Origin of the sequence: Pseudomonas allokribbensis, from assembly GCF_014863605.1 — a bacterium.
Taxonomy (GTDB): Bacteria; Pseudomonadota; Gammaproteobacteria; order Pseudomonadales; family Pseudomonadaceae; genus Aquipseudomonas; species Aquipseudomonas allokribbensis.
On record NZ_CP062252.1, the window covers coordinates 1,929,168 to 1,943,477 of the forward strand.

Annotated in this window: 17 protein-coding genes; 7 read left to right on the top strand and 10 right to left on the bottom strand. The window is 60.5% G+C overall.

The annotated features are described in order from the left end of the window. Positions 1-109: 109 nt before the first annotated feature. The 3 genes from IF199_RS08895 to IF199_RS08905 form a co-directional block, all read right to left on the bottom strand. Positions 110-739 (bottom strand): LysE family translocator, encoded by a 630-nt coding sequence (locus IF199_RS08895; protein WP_192560143.1) that lies wholly within the window; start codon positions 737-739, stop codon positions 110-112. Positions 740-826: 87 nt separating this feature from the next. Continuing rightward, positions 827-2,176, bottom strand: coding sequence for an NCS2 family permease (locus IF199_RS08900; RefSeq protein WP_085710637.1), 1,350 nt, complete (start codon positions 2,174-2,176; stop codon positions 827-829). A gap of 198 nt (positions 2,177-2,374) precedes the next feature. Beyond that, complete coding sequence (locus IF199_RS08905; RefSeq protein WP_192560144.1) at positions 2,375-2,818, bottom strand: MarR family winged helix-turn-helix transcriptional regulator; 444 nt, start codon at positions 2,816-2,818, stop codon at positions 2,375-2,377. Positions 2,819-2,900: 82 nt separating this feature from the next. Here IF199_RS08905 and IF199_RS08910 point away from each other — a divergent pair, with 82 nt between their 5' ends. Further along, the gene (locus IF199_RS08910; RefSeq protein WP_192560145.1) at positions 2,901-4,067 is read left to right on the top strand and encodes an aminotransferase-like domain-containing protein; all 1,167 of its coding nucleotides are present in this window, start codon (positions 2,901-2,903) and stop codon (positions 4,065-4,067) included. A 30-nt stretch (positions 4,068-4,097) separates the two neighbouring features. Here IF199_RS08910 and IF199_RS08915 read toward each other — a convergent pair whose 3' ends face one another. From IF199_RS08915 to IF199_RS08935, 5 genes are all read right to left on the bottom strand, one after another. Continuing rightward, complete coding sequence (locus IF199_RS08915) at positions 4,098-4,469, bottom strand: glutathione S-transferase N-terminal domain-containing protein (protein WP_096822943.1); 372 nt, start codon at positions 4,467-4,469, stop codon at positions 4,098-4,100. A gap of 102 nt (positions 4,470-4,571) precedes the next feature. Then, positions 4,572-5,117 (bottom strand): GTP cyclohydrolase I FolE, encoded by a 546-nt coding sequence (gene folE / locus IF199_RS08920; protein WP_003204506.1) that lies wholly within the window; start codon positions 5,115-5,117, stop codon positions 4,572-4,574. A 77-nt stretch (positions 5,118-5,194) separates the two neighbouring features. Beyond that, the gene (locus IF199_RS08925) at positions 5,195-5,752 is read right to left on the bottom strand and encodes a Smr/MutS family protein (protein WP_192560146.1); all 558 of its coding nucleotides are present in this window, start codon (positions 5,750-5,752) and stop codon (positions 5,195-5,197) included. Positions 5,753-5,826: 74 nt separating this feature from the next. Beyond that, a complete protein-coding gene (locus IF199_RS08930; RefSeq protein ID WP_096822944.1) occupies positions 5,827-6,147 on the bottom strand; it encodes a hypothetical protein in 321 nt (106 codons plus the stop codon). A gap of 131 nt (positions 6,148-6,278) precedes the next feature. After that, positions 6,279-6,869: a cysteine hydrolase family protein gene (locus IF199_RS08935; RefSeq protein ID WP_096822945.1), complete on the bottom strand. Its 591-nt coding sequence runs from the start codon at positions 6,867-6,869 to the stop codon at positions 6,279-6,281. 239 nt (positions 6,870-7,108) lie between these two features. Between IF199_RS08935 and prmB the strand changes: the two genes are divergently transcribed. Continuing rightward, on the top strand, positions 7,109-8,017 hold the full coding sequence (gene prmB, locus IF199_RS08940; protein WP_096822946.1) for a 50S ribosomal protein L3 N(5)-glutamine methyltransferase: 909 nt from the start codon (positions 7,109-7,111) through the stop codon (positions 8,015-8,017). 42 nt (positions 8,018-8,059) lie between these two features. Here prmB and IF199_RS08945 read toward each other — a convergent pair whose 3' ends face one another. Both IF199_RS08945 and IF199_RS08950 read right to left on the bottom strand, forming a co-directional pair. Further along, positions 8,060-8,851, bottom strand: a complete 792-nt coding sequence (locus tag IF199_RS08945) for a hypothetical protein (protein WP_096822947.1) — start codon at positions 8,849-8,851, stop codon at positions 8,060-8,062. A 97-nt stretch (positions 8,852-8,948) separates the two neighbouring features. Then, complete coding sequence (locus IF199_RS08950) at positions 8,949-9,902, bottom strand: alpha/beta hydrolase (RefSeq protein ID WP_096822948.1); 954 nt, start codon at positions 9,900-9,902, stop codon at positions 8,949-8,951. A gap of 130 nt (positions 9,903-10,032) precedes the next feature. Between IF199_RS08950 and aroC the strand changes: the two genes are divergently transcribed. The 5 genes from aroC (at position 10,033) to mtnC (ending at position 14,251) form a co-directional block, all read left to right on the top strand. Beyond that, positions 10,033-11,124, top strand: coding sequence for a chorismate synthase (gene aroC / locus IF199_RS08955; RefSeq protein ID WP_192560147.1), 1,092 nt, complete (start codon positions 10,033-10,035; stop codon positions 11,122-11,124). 31 nt (positions 11,125-11,155) lie between these two features. Next, positions 11,156-12,301 carry an MFS transporter gene (locus tag IF199_RS08960; protein WP_096822950.1) on the top strand — a complete coding sequence of 382 codons (1,146 nt, stop codon included), beginning with the start codon at positions 11,156-11,158 and terminating at the stop codon, positions 12,299-12,301. After that, positions 12,298-12,924, top strand: coding sequence for a methylthioribulose 1-phosphate dehydratase (locus IF199_RS08965; protein WP_085710648.1), 627 nt, complete (start codon positions 12,298-12,300; stop codon positions 12,922-12,924). Before IF199_RS08960 ends, IF199_RS08965 begins: the two co-directional genes overlap by 4 nt. Positions 12,925-13,017: 93 nt before the next feature. Continuing rightward, positions 13,018-13,563: a 1,2-dihydroxy-3-keto-5-methylthiopentene dioxygenase gene (locus tag IF199_RS08970; RefSeq protein WP_007959995.1), complete on the top strand. Its 546-nt coding sequence runs from the start codon at positions 13,018-13,020 to the stop codon at positions 13,561-13,563. 4 nt (positions 13,564-13,567) lie between these two features. Then, positions 13,568-14,251: an acireductone synthase gene (gene mtnC, locus IF199_RS08975; RefSeq protein WP_192560148.1), complete on the top strand. Its 684-nt coding sequence runs from the start codon at positions 13,568-13,570 to the stop codon at positions 14,249-14,251. Positions 14,252-14,310: the final 59 nt, after the last annotated feature.

The following is a 14,310-nucleotide window of genomic DNA, read 5'->3' on the forward strand; positions in this document are numbered from 1 at the left end:
CAATCGTTCGTCAGAAGAGGCGAGGGATTTAGCGAATCATCTGCCACCCTCGCATGGCGATTCGAGGGCGGCAGTCAGTTGCAAATCTGGGCAGTCAGGACGCGATATTTCAGTGACCGCTCAGCAACGATGCCGCACCTGCGCCGCCAAACAGACCGGCGCTGATCCGGTTGAACCAGCTCTGACCCTTGCCGCTGCGCAGGTAGCGCGCCGCACCATGGGCACCGAGCCCGTAGGTCAACTTGCACAGCAGATCGAGCACCGTCCATGTGGCGATCATCACCAGCAGTTGTGGGAGGAACGGTTGTTGCGCACTGAGGAACTGCGGCAGAAACGCGGCAAAGAACAAGATGTCTTTCGGATTGCTCGCGCCCAGCACGAAGGCCCGGCTGAACAATGCGCGGAATCTTGGCACTGGCGCCGCTTGCGGAACCTCGGCGCCGGTCGATGGCTGGCGTGATTGCTGCCAGCTCTGCCAGGCGAGGTAGAACAGGTAGATCGCGCCGATGATTTTCAGGGCGCTGAACAGTTTTTCGGACGCCAGCAGCAGGGCACCCAGCCCCAGCGCCGAGGCACTGAGCAGGCAGATCGAGGCGAATACGCCACCGAGAAATGCCGGGTATGAACGGCGCAAACCGTAATTCAGACTGTTGCTGATCATCAGCAATGACAGCGGCCCCGGAATCAGGATCACCACCAGCGCAGCGCCGCTGAACAGCAGCCAGGTTTCCAGACTCATCACTTTCTCCTTTTTATCGTTATCAAGAATGTGCAAAAGCCCCACCCGCAAGGGTGAGGCTGTTTTGACGCTCGAACCGCGTGACGCTTACAAGAAGATGAACTTGGCGATGAAGATCGCGCAGAGCACCCACAGGCTGACGGAGATCTCTTTGTATTTACCGGTGCCGGCCTTCAGCGCGACATAGGTAATGAAGCCCAGCGCGATACCGTCGGCGACCGAGAAGGTCAACGGCATCATGATCGCGGTGACGATGGCCGGAATACTGTCGGTCGCTTCGTCCCATTCGATGTGCGCCATGCCGCCCATCATCAGCATCGCTACATAAATCAGCGCGCCGGCGGTGGCGTAGGCGGGAATCATGCCGGCCAGCGGTGCAAAGAACATCGCGGCTATAAATAGCACACCGACGGTGACTGCGGTAAGACCAGTCCGACCACCAGCCGCTACACCGGCGGCACTTTCCACATAGCTGGTGACCGGCGGTACGCCGACCACTGCACCGAATACGCTGGAGGCGGAGTCGGCTTTCATGGCGCGAGAGAGGTTTTCAATGCGGCCGTCAGCGCCCACCAGATTGGCGCGCTGGGCAACGCCCATCAGGGTGCCGGCGGTGTCGAACATGTGCACGAAGAGGAAGGCCAGTACCACGCTGATCATGCTGACGTTGAACACTCCCGCGACGTTCATGGCCATGAACGTCGGCGCCAGGCTTGGCGGGGCGGACATGATGCCCTCGTAGTGCACCAGACCGATGCCCCAGCCAGCCAGGGTCACGGTGATGATGCTGATGAGGATTGCACCGAACACCTTGTGGTAGCTGAGGATCGCGATCATCAGGAAGCAGATGGCGGCGAGCAGCGGGCCGGGTTCACGCAGCGAGCCAAGCTTGATCAGCGTGGCCGGGCTGTCGACGACAATGCCGGCGGTCTTCAGGCCGATCAGCCCGAGGAACAGACCCACACCGGCACCCATCGCAAAGCGCAGGCTGACCGGAATGCTATTGAGCAGCCATTCGCGAATCCGCGAAAAGGTCAGGATCATGAACAGCACACCCGAGACGAACACCGCACCCAGCGCGGTTTCCCAGTTGTAGCCCATGGTGCCGACCACGGTGTAGGTGAAGAATGCGTTGAGGCCCATGCCCGGCGCCAGGCCCACCGGCCAGTTGGCGTACAGACCCATCAGCAGGCAGCCCAGCGCGGCGGCGATACAGGTGGCGACGAAGGCAGCACCGTGATCGATCCCGGCATCGGCCATGATGTTCGGGTTGACGAAAATGATGTAGGCCATGGTGATGAAGGTTGTCAGACCGGCGATCAGCTCGGTCTTCACCGTGGTGCCATGCAAGCTGAGTTTAAAGAGGCGCTCAAGCAGGCCATTGCGTAACGGCGGCGAGAGTTCCAGCGTCGATGCTTCGGATTTGCGGCTTTCCACAGCGAGTACTCCTCAAGAGTTTTATTGTTATTTCCAGGGCCGGACCCTATGAGGGGGTGGCAGCGGCCCTTTGAGGCATACGCGAATTTGTTGACCATGCGGTCAGGAACTCGCACGCTGTGGATTATGCTTTTGTATACAAATAAAGCAAATAATGTTTTTGGTTTTGTCGACGAAAGTTTTGAGGATCGGGCTATATCACTCGATCGCGCGGTTTTTCCCCAGCGCCAGATTCACCGCCAGCCAGCCGTTGACCGCCGTTTCGCCCGCTTCGGCAAACACTCGCTCCAGCAATTTCACCTGCTCGCGGCGCAATGCCTGTTCAAATTTCGCGCCTTCGACGGTCAACGTCAGAAGCCGTTTACGTTTGTCTTCTTCGGACGCCACGCTGTCCACCAGGTGCATTTCCTGCAATTGACGCAACGGCATGTTCAACGCCTGTTTGCTCACACCGAGTAGCGCGAGCAACTCCTTGACGCTCAGGTTCGGGTAGCGGGCGATGAAAAACACGATGCGCTGATGCACACGAGACAAGCCGCGACGCTCAAGCATTTCGTCAGCCTTGGCGGTGAACGCCTGGTAACCGAAGAAGAACGCTTCCATGGCTTGCTGTTGGCTGGTGCAGTTTTTAAGGTCAAGCATATTGACGTTTCCACTGAGGCTGTCGTAATTTCAGTCAACAAGTTTGACTCATTTTTCTCATGCCTCGCTAGCGGTGACTTCCATGGCTTTTTCCGAACGTGTCTCGCGTCTCAAAAGTTCTCTGATCCGTGAAATCCTGGCCGCAGCTCAGCGCCCGGAAGTCATGTCCTTCGCGGGCGGTTTGCCTGCTGAAGCCATGCTGCCGAAGGTCGAATGGGCCGACATGCCGCTGTCTCTCGGCCAGTACGGCATGAGCGAAGGCGAGCCCGCGTTGCGTGAAGCGCTGGCGGCAGAGGCGAGGGCGCTGGGTTTGCGGTGTGAGGCGAGTCAGGTGCTGGTGGTCAGCGGTTCCCAGCAAACCCTCGATCTGGCGGCCAAGCTGTACATCGACAAGGGCACCGAAGTCCTGCTCGAAGCGCCGACTTATCTGGCGGCGTTGCAGATCTTCCAGCTGTTCGGCGCCGAATGCCTGACCGTGCCGCTGGAGGCCGATGGACCAAATCTGGCACAACTGCGCCTGCGCCTGGAACAGCATCGCCCAGCGTTCATCTATTTGATTCCGACATTCCAGAATCCGTCCGCCGTACGCTACAGCGAAGCCAAGCGCGAGGCCGTCGCAGCACTGCTCGACGAATTCGGCGTAACCCTGATCGAAGACGAGCCTTACCGCGAACTGACTTTCGACGGTGGCAGCGCCCAACCGATTGCCGGACGCCTGAAGAAATCCAGCTGGATCTACACCGGCACTGTGTCGAAAACCCTGTTGCCGGGTCTGCGCGTCGGCTACCTGATCGCCAGCCCCGATCTGTTTCCGCACCTGCTCAAACTCAAACAATCGGCGGATCTGCACACCAACCGCATCGGTCAGTGGCAGGCGTTGCAGTGGATCGGCAGCGAGAAATATCAACAGCACTTGAGTGAATTGCGCGGCTTCTACCGTCAGCGTCGCGATGCTTTTCAATCAGCGCTGGAAACTCACTTCGCCGATCTGGCTGACTGGAATACACCCCAGGGCGGGCTGTTTTTCTGGCTGACGCTGAAGCAGCCGCTGGACACGCGTACGTTGCTGAACACCGCTCTGGCCAACGATGTGGCGTTCATGCCGGGCGAGCCGTTTTTCCCCGACCCGGATCGCAACCACGGTCATCTGCGCCTGAACTTCAGTCACATCGACCCCGCCCGGCTGGACGAAGGCCTCAAACGTCTGGCAGCGGTGGTGCGCCAGGCGCAGGCCGCACAGGCGGCATAAAAAAACCGGCCATCAGGCCGGTTTTTTTATTCAGACTGCGGCGAACCGCTTGTTCAGGTATTCGATGATCGTGTTGGACTCATACATCCAGGTGGTCTGACCGTTCTCTTCGATGCGCAGGCACGGCACTTTGATCTTGCCACCCTGTTCCAGCAGGGTCTGGCGATCCTGCTCGTTGTTTTTCGCATCCTTCAGGGCCACCGGCACATTCAGGCGACGCAGGCTGCGGCGGGTCTTCACGCAGAACGGGCAGGCGTGGAACTGATACAGGGTCAGGTCTTTCGCGGCGGTATCCACCTGAGCCTGGGCAGCGGCGGGGCGCTGTTTCTTGCCCGGGCGGGTCAGGAAATCAACGAAGATGATCAGTTGGCCGAGGCCGACACGAAGCGCTTTGACGAACACGTTACAAGCCTCACAGGGACATTGAAGAAGGCGCGCAGCTTACCCGATTTTTCACGGGCGAAAAAAAACCGGCGATCAACGCCGGTTTTTTTGTGTCACGAATTACTTGATCAGGCTGAGAAACTCGCTGCGGGTCGCCGCGTTTTCGCGGAACTCACCGAGCATCACCGAGGTGATCATCGACGAATTCTGCTTCTCCACACCGCGCATCATCATGCACATGTGCTTGGCCTCGATCACCACGGCCACGCCCAGCGCGCCGGTGACCTGCTGGACCGCATCGGCGATCTGGCGGCTGAGGTTTTCCTGGATCTGCAGGCGGCGGGCGTACATGTCGACGATCCGCGCGACCTTCGACAGGCCCAGCACTTTGCCGCTCGGGATATACGCGACGTGGGCCTTGCCGATGAACGGCAGCAGGTGGTGTTCGCACAACGAGTAGAGCTCGATGTCCTTGACCAGCACCATTTCGCTGTTGTCGGAGCTGAACAGGGCACCGTTGGTGACCTCTTCGAGCGTCTGTTCATAACCGCGGCAGAGGTACTGCATGGCTTTGGCGGCACGCTTTGGCGTGTCGAGCAGGCCCTCGCGGGACACGTCCTCGCCCAGTTGGCCGAGAATCGCGGTGTAATTCTGTTCCAGGGACATGAAACTACCTGTGGGGATTTTCGCAAAGGGCAAGGGTACGGTGGCGGACACGACCCTGCAAGTTCGGTGTGACGGGATTATTCGTCGCGGCCTTCCATCATGGTGCGTTTGAGCATCACGTAAACCGCGCCGGCGCCGCCGTGTTTCGCCTGGCACGAGCAGAAACCGAGCACTTGCGCATGCTGGCGCAGCCAAGTGTTGACGTGGCTCTTGATCATCGGCCGCTTGCCGTCCAGCCGCACAGCCTTGCCGTGGGTGACGCGCACGCAGCGGATTTCGAATTTGGTCGCTTCGGCGAGAAACGCCCAAAGGGTTTCCCGGGCCTTTTCGACGCTCATGCCGTGCAGGTCGAGGCTGCCTTCGAACGGGATCTGCCCGACCTTGAGCTTGCGCATCTGGCTTTCCTGCACCCCGTCGCGGGCCCACATCAGCTCGTCTTCGGGCCCGACGTCGATCACGAACTGATCGGACAGACCGTCAACAGTGGTGGTTTCGGTACGGATGGTCGCGGACCGGCGCAGCTTGGCGATCTGTGCACGGTCAGCCTTGGGTTTGCCGGTGTCGGCGCGGTCGTGCTTGATCGGCTTGACGCCTTGGATCGCACTTTTGAACAGGGAAAAATCGTCGTCTTGCATATCAGCCTCCGCGAAGGGCGGCCAGTTTACCCAAACAGACACAAAACGGCCCGGCAAAAAGCCAGGCCGTCGATTCAGTCGTGTTTTTTCATCAGGTGCGGGGACATGTTCAGTTCCCGCGATTGCCGTGCGCGACGCCGGCAACGACGCCACAGGGCCACGCCGAAATACAGGAACAACAGGCCGACAGCGAGAATGATCGCCGAGCCCATCGGGGTTGCGTTCAAGTCGCCGAGTGCCGGTGGGTGCCCCAGCAGGCTGGCGGCCCCGGCCAGCGCCAGCAGCACGCCGAACGTCGCCAGAATGGCGGCGATCGCTGCGCCGAAACGAAAACGCCAGTTGCTTTGGCCTTTGGGCCGCAAGCGGCGTGCGTCAAATCCATCGGATAACTTCATTCCGACCTTCCTCAATGGGTATCGGCCCTTCGACCGGGAGTTGACCGGGTTGTTCCTGAGGCTAGGGTAATTGAAGCAAATGCGAGGTCTTTGCAGATGAGCGGCGGGCTGAGCCGCTCATTTACGCTCGATCAGATCAGATCCTGGGTCAGCGCGAGGGTGGCGAAGTTGTCGGCCATGATCGCCATTTCCGCCTCCTGAACCTGTTCGGCACTGAGCACGCGACCCTTGAACGGCAGGTCACGGGTCGCGCAGGCGTCTTCGACCAGGGTGCAACGGAAACCCAGGTTCTTCGCCGCGCGCACGGTGGTGCTGACGCTGGAGTGGCTCATGAAACCGCAGACGATCAGGTCCAGCGAACCGATGGTTTGCAGACGATCGTAGAGTTCGGTGCCGTGGAAAGCGCTCGGCAGCAGTTTGCCGATAATGGTTTCATCGCCCAGGGGTTCCAGGCCGGGGATGAATTCGCCGCGTTCGCCTTGCGGGTCGAACAGACCGCCGACGGTGCCGAGGTGGCGTACGTGCACGATCGGACGGCCGGCTGCGCGGGCGGCGGCAACCAGTTGTTTGATGTTCGCGACAGCCGCGTCCATGCCGCTCAGGGCCAGCGGGCCGCTGAGGTACTCTTTCTGGGCATCGATGATGACCACGGTGGCATGGCTCAACGTGGCCGCTGCGTAACCGCGACCGCTGAGTTGAAACATCGTTTTTGGAACGGACATTCTGGGGCTCCTTGGGGTGGGGCTTTTGCGACATTGTCCTCTGGCTGAGCGGTTCTGTGAATCGCTACCATCGTAGGCACCGTCGTTACTGGCCTGCAGCCTCGTCAAGTTACACGTTCTGTTCAATAGCTGATAAAGAATTCGGAACACTCCTACCGTCGCCCCGGGATTTTTCCTGCGTCGTCGCGGCGCGTTTTGGCTGGTAGAATCGCCAGTCGTTTTTTCTGGAGTTCTGCCCCGTGATCACTTCCCGACTTCGTACCCTGCGCGACCACATCCGTTGGGCCGTCAGCCGCTTCCATGGGGAGGATCTGTTTTTCGGCCATGGCACCGACAATGCCTGGGACGAAGCCCGGCAACTTGTGCTCGGCGCTTTGCACCTGCCATGGGAAATCGCCGACAGCTATCTGGACTGCGCGCTGGAAGACGACGAACTGGTCAACCTGCAACGCCTGCTCAAGCGCCGCATCGAAGAACGCATTCCGACCGCTTACCTGCTGGGCGAGGCGTGGTTCTGCGGCATGTCGTTCATCGTCGATGAGCGCGTGCTGATCCCGCGTTCGCCGATTGGCGAGTTGATCGAAAACCGTTTTGCACCGTGGATCGGCGACGAACCGGCGCGGATTCTCGACCTGTGCACCGGCTCCGGCTGCATCGGCATCGCTTGCGCCTACGAATTCCAGAACGCCGAAGTGGTGCTGGCGGACCTGTCGTTCGAAGCGCTGGAAGTGGCGAACCAGAACATCGAGCGTCATGGCGTCGATGAGCGTGTGTTCACTGTGCAGGGCGATGGTTTTGAGGGTTTGCCGGGTCAACGTTTCGACCTGATCGTGTCGAACCCGCCCTACGTCGACGCGGAAGATTTCGCCGACATGCCGGACGAATATCAACACGAGCCGGAATTGGGTCTGGCCTGCGGCGATGACGGTTTGAACCTGGTGCGCCGGATGCTCGCCGAAGCGGCGGATCACCTGACCGAGAAAGGTTTGCTGATTGTCGAGGTGGGCAACAGCCAGGTACACGTCGAAGCGCTGTACCCGGAAGTCGATTTCGCCTGGCTGGAATTCCAGCGCGGCGGGCATGGCGTGTTCATGCTGACCGCCGAACAGTGCCGCGATCATCAGGCCCTGTTCGCTTCCCGCGTCTGACCTGAGCCGATCGTTCCCACCTCGGTGGGAACGATCATTGGCTTAGCGGTGTGTGGCAATCCAGATCAGCAAGCCGGCCTGGAACACTGCAAACGCCACCAGACACGTAATGGTGAAGCGCAAACCCGCGTCTTCACGCTTGAACTTGCTGACCTTGTCTTCCTGCTTTTTCAGCTTCACTTCCTGCTCGGCCAGGTTCTGCTCGGCCTGCTGCAACATCTGCGCAGCCTCGAGAATCTCGACGATCTGCAGCTTTTCGCTGTTCCAGTCGCCCAGCAAGTCGCCGACCTGCACTTCCTTGACGCTGCCCTTCAAATGCTGGGCGTCGGCGTAAACCACATCAAATCCATGCACGCGCAGAAAGTGATCGCGGCGCAGGCGCGTGTCTTCGTTCAGCGCGTCCTTGTTGTTCAAGTCCATGCCGTCGACGGTGTAGGTGGGCCAGCGCTTTTTCGCCCAGTTGATGCCCTGGGCGGCCATGAAACGGCCGATGCCACGGTTCAGCGGTTCGATCTGCAAACCGCTGTCCGGACCGAAGTGCACGCGTTTGGTCTTGTGGTCGACCCACACGTCGAGCTGGTTCTGCTCTTTGCGCACACGCTGCGCCGGCAGTTTGATCGACATGCGCATCAGGCTGTGTTCTTTGCTGTTGCGCTCGGCGTAACCGAATTCGACAAAGCGCAACGGCCGCCCGCCGGTGTTGCGATCGGTCTGCAACGGCGCCAGGCGGAGCATCTTGTGGTGCTCGACGTGGACATCCGCCCATGGCAGCTCGACCGCTGGCGGTGCGTCTTTTTCAGCGGTGGTGTCGGGTGAAGTCTGGGTATCAGTCATAACGGCGAGATCCTGTCCAAGCTGCTTGCCGCCAGCCAGTACGCTGGCGACAAAGGCTTATCGGCCGTTTTCTACAGGACTAGAGGGCAAAAAGAGCTTAACGGGTGCGAAGTCCGTCAATAAATTCGAGGATGCGTGTCCCCAATTCCGCCGCCAGCGGCAAATTCGGGTCCTTGTAAGAGGCCATTTGCCGCTTCACGTCGTTGGGCACGATGCGCATCACGTGGTTCATGCCTTCGATCAACGCCAGTGTCGCGTCGGGTTTTGCCGCCTTGAGCAGGTTGGCGTCATCGACTTGAACCTGAATGTCGTTGCTGCCCTGAACGATCAAGGCCGGCATTTTCAGATGGGCGAAGGCTGCGGACGGATCCTGACGGAACAACGAAATCAGATACGGCTGCACGCTAGGGCGAAATATTGGCTGCAAGGGTGCCGGGACATTGTCGTCGGTGTGGCCGGCCTTGAGGCTGTCGAGCAACTCGTTGCTGCGCTGCATCAGTGGCGGCGGAAGACTGCGGGCCAGTTGCCGGCGCAACACCTGATCGATTGGCCGAGCCGTGCCGGACAGCGAAATGACCGCAGCGGCGTCGACTTTCGGTGCGGCCAGGCTGGCGATCAGTGCGCCCTCGCTGTGACCCAACAGGATCAACGGGCCGAAACGCGGATCAGCCTTGAGCTTCTGGCCCCAGGCCACGGCGTCCGCGACGTAGGCATCCACCGACAGATTGCGCTCATCCGGCGTCGCGGCCAGGCTCGCGGCCACCCCGCGCTTATCGAAACGCACGCTGGCGATGTTGTGCTTGGCCAGCACCCAGGCCAGTCGCTTGAGGCTGTCGTTGCGCCCGCCGTCCGGGTTGTTTCCGTCACGATCCGTAGGACCCGAGCCAGAAAGAATGAGGACAACCGGCACCGGATTGTCAGACTTTGGCAGTAACAGCGAGCCGAAAAGTTCTCCGCTGCCGGTGTCCAAAGTCACCGGGCGTTGCAGGACGGTCGCCTGGACAAAGCCAGTAAACAGGGTAAGGCTCAAGATCAAAACTCGCAGCATCATCACGCCATCATTTGCAAAGGTGCCGGTTGGACTCACCAACACCGCCAAGGTTCGAGGATGAACTACTCGGTTAGCCTGCGTATACTGGCGCGCATCATGAATTTGGGTTTGATTTCACGGAGCGTCCTGCATGTCCGGCAATACCTACGGCAAGCTGTTCACTGTCACCACCGCGGGCGAAAGCCATGGTCCGGCGTTGGTCGCCATTGTCGACGGCTGCCCGCCGGGCCTGGAGATTTCCCTTGAGGACCTGCAACGCGACCTCGATCGCCGCAAGCCGGGCACCAGCCGCCACACCACCCAGCGTCAGGAGGCCGACGAAGTCGAAATCCTCTCCGGCGTGTTCGAGGGCCGCACCACCGGCTGCTCCATCGGCCTGCTGATCCGCAACACCGACCAGAAGTCCAAGGACTACTCGGCGATCAAGGATCTGTTCCGTCCGGCCCACGCCGACTACACCTACCACCACAAATACGGCGAGCGCGATTACCGCGGCGGCGGTCGCAGCTCGGCGCGGGAAACCGCGATGCGCGTGGCGGCCGGTGCGATTGCCAAAAAATACCTGGCGACGCAGGGCATCATCATTCGCGGCTACATGAGCCAGCTCGGCCCGATCGAAATCCCGTTCAAGACCTGGGAATCGGTCGAGCAGAACGCCTTCTTCAGCCCGGACCCGGACAAGGTTCCGGAACTGGAAGCCTACATGGACCAGCTGCGCCGCGATCAGGACTCGGTCGGGGCCAAGATCACCGTGGTTGCCGAAGGTGTGATGCCGGGTCTGGGCGAGCCGATCTTCGACCGTCTCGATGCCGAACTGGCCCACGCGCTGATGAGCATCAACGCGGTCAAAGGCGTGGAAATCGGCGCCGGTTTCGCTTCGGTGGCCCAGCGTGGCACCGAGCACCGCGATGAAATGACCCCGGAAGGTTTCCTCAGCAACAACGCCGGCGGCATTCTCGGCGGTATCTCTTCGGGTCAGCCGATCGTGGCGCACCTGGCCTTGAAGCCGACGTCGAGCATCACCACACCGGGCCGTTCGATCGACATTCATGGCAACCCAGCGGAAGTGATTACCAAGGGGCGTCACGATCCGTGCGTCGGCATCCGCGCCACGCCGATTGCCGAGGCGATGATGGCCATCGTGCTGATGGATCACCTGCTGCGTCACCGTGGTCAGAACGCCGACGTGCGTGTCAGCACGCCGGTCCTGGGTCAGCTCTGATGGGTCAACTCACAGCCGCCGCGGTCTGACCGTGGCGGCGCTCCCGTACTGGCGGCTGTCCAGTTTCTATCTGTTCTATTTCGCCTTGCTCGGCTCGACGGCGCCGTTTCTGGCGCTGTACTTCGATCACCTCGGATTCAGCGCGGCGCGCATCGGCGAGTTGGTGGCGATCCCGATGCTGATGCGCTGCGTGGCGCCGAACATCTGGGGCTGGCTCGGCGACTACACCGGCAAACGCCTGGCCATCGTGCGTTTTGGCGCGGTGTGCACATTGGTGACCTTCTCGTTGATTTTCGTCAGCAAGACCTACGCCTGGCTGGCGATGGTCATGGCGTTGCATGCGTTCTTCTGGCACGCGGTGTTGCCGCAGTTCGAAGTCATTACCCTCGCGCATCTGCAGGGCCAGACCTCCCGCTACAGCCAGATTCGGTTGTGGGGTTCCATCGGTTTCATCATCACCGTGGTGGCACTGGGGCGATTGTTCGAATGGCTCAGCCTCGACATCTACCCGGCGGCGCTGGTGCTGATCATGGCCGGCATCGTGCTCAGCAGTTTGTGGGTGCCGAACGCGCAACCGCCACAGGGCAATCGGCCGACGGGCGAAGGCTTTCTCAAGCAGTTGCGCAATCCAGGCGTGCTGGCGTTCTACGGTTGCGTGGCGCTGATGCAGATGAGCCACGGGCCGTATTACACGTTTCTGACCTTGCACCTCGAACGCCTGGGCTACAGCCGTGGCGTGATCGGCATGCTCTGGGCCGTTGGCGTGGTGGCGGAAGTGCTGATGTTCATGGCCATGAGCCGGATCCTCGCGCGTTTTTCCCTGCGTCGTGTGCTGATGGCGAGTTTTCTGCTGGCGGCACTGCGCTGGTTGCTGCTAGGTTCGTTCGCCGAATTCCTGTGGGTGCTGCTGTTTGCCCAGGTGCTGCACGCCGCGACGTTCGGCAGCTTTCATGCCGCTGCCATCCAGTTCGTGCAACGTAGTTTCGGCGCTCGTCAGCAAGGGCAGGGCCAGGCGTTGTACGCCGCACTGGCCGGAACCGGCGGTGCGCTGGGCGCGTTGTATTCCGGCTACAGCTGGAATGCCCTCGGCGCGACATTGACCTTTAGTATTGCCAGTCTCGCGGCGCTCGCTGCTGCCGTTATCATTGCCACACGTATGCAAGAGGACAGGCCATGAGCCTTACGCGTGAACAGCTTGCCCAGCAAATCGTCGACGCCGGGCGTTTTCTTTACGGTCGCGGCTGGTCGCCGGCCACCAGCAGCAACTACTCGACGCGCCTGTCGCCGAGCGAAGCGCTGCTGACCGTGTCCGGCAAGCACAAGGGCCAGTTGGGTCTGGACGACGTGCTTGCCACCGACTTGTCCGGCAACAGCCTGGAACCGGGGAAAAAACCGTCCGCCGAAACCCTGCTGCACACCCAGCTCTATAGCTGGCGCCCGGAGATCGGCGCGGTGCTGCACACCCACTCGGTGAACGCCACGGTGCTGTCGCGCCTGACGCCGGAAGATTTCATCGAGTTCGAAGACTACGAACTGCAAAAAGCCTTCAGCGGCATTTCGACTCACGAATCCCGGGTGCGCGTGCCGATCTTCGATAACGATCAGGACATTGCGCGCCTTGCCGCCAAGGTGCAGCCTTGGCTCGACGCCCATCCCGATTGCGTCGGTTATCTGATTCGCGGTCACGGCCTCTATACCTGGGGCGCGCAGATGAGCGACGCGTTGCGCCAGATCGAGGCCTTTGAATTTCTGTTTGAATGCGAGTTGAAGACCCGCAGCGTCATGAACCGCCAAGGCTGACTTCACCAGAACCAGCCCATTTGCCTGATGAATGCAGTGCCCGACCGGTCTCGAAGAACCGGACGGCAAGGCCGATACCGAGGAATTGCCCCCATGAGCAGCCTGTCCGTCTATCACGTTTCCAGCCCTGAAATTCCGAACAAGGTGCTGACCCATTTCGAAGACATCGCCTCGACCCTGGCCGAGCAGGGCGTGCGCTTCGACCGCTGGCAAGCCGCCGCGAAGATTCAGCCCGGTGCCAGCCAGGAAGAAGTGATCGGCGCCTACAAAGAGCAGATCGACAAGCTGATGACCGAGCGTGGTTACATCACCGTCGATGTGATCAGCCTCAACAGCGATCACCCGCAAAAAGCCGAATTCCGCGCCAAGTTCCTCGAAGAACATCGCCATGGCGAAGACGAAGTACGCTTTTTCGTCGCCGGCCGTGGCCTGTTTACGCTGCACATCGACGATTACGTTTACGCCGTGCTGTGCGAGAAGAACGACCTGATTTCGGTACCGGCCGGCACCAAACACTGGTTCGACATGGGCGAGAACCCGCATTTCGTGGCGATCCGCCTGTTCAACAACCCTGAAGGCTGGGTTGCCAACTTCACCGGCGAAGACATTGCCGGCCGCTTCCCGCGCCTGGAGGACTGAGCCGATGTCGATCAAGGTCATTCTCACCGACATCGAAGGCACCACTAGCGCGGTGAGTTTTGTGTTCGACGTGCTGTTCCCGTATGCCGCCAAACACCTGCCGGACTTCGTTCGCCAGAACGCCACCCGCGCCGATGTCGCCGAGCAACTGGACGCCGTGCGCCGTGACAGCAACGAATCGCAGGCCGACGTTGAACGGGTCGTGGAAATTCTGCTGGCCTGGATCGCCGAAGACCGCAAAGCCACGCCGCTGAAAGCATTACAAGGCATGGTCTGGGAGCAGGGTTATCAGGCCGGGCAGTTGAAGGGGCATGTTTACCCGGACGCCGTCGAAGCGCTCCAGCGCTGGCATCAGGCCGGGTATCAACTGTTTGTTTATTCGTCTGGTTCGATTCAGGCCCAGAAGCTGATTTTCGGCTGCTCGGAAGCGGGGGATCTGACACCGCTGTTCAGCGGCTATTTCGACACCACGTCGGGCCCGAAGCGCGAAGCGCAGTCGTACAGCAATATTCAGCAGGCCATCGGGGTCGAACCGCAGGAAATCCTGTTCCTGTCCGACATCGTGCAGGAACTCGACGCCGCCCAGGCCGCCGGCCTGCAAACCTGCGGCCTGGCCCGTGAGGGTGGAGAGCTGGAAGGCCATGTGACCGTCGACAGCTTTACCGGGATCGAACCGGAAGCGTTCTGATTCCACACAATCGATGCGCAAAAAAAACAGGCCGTGAAGCGAAAGCTCCACGGCCTGTT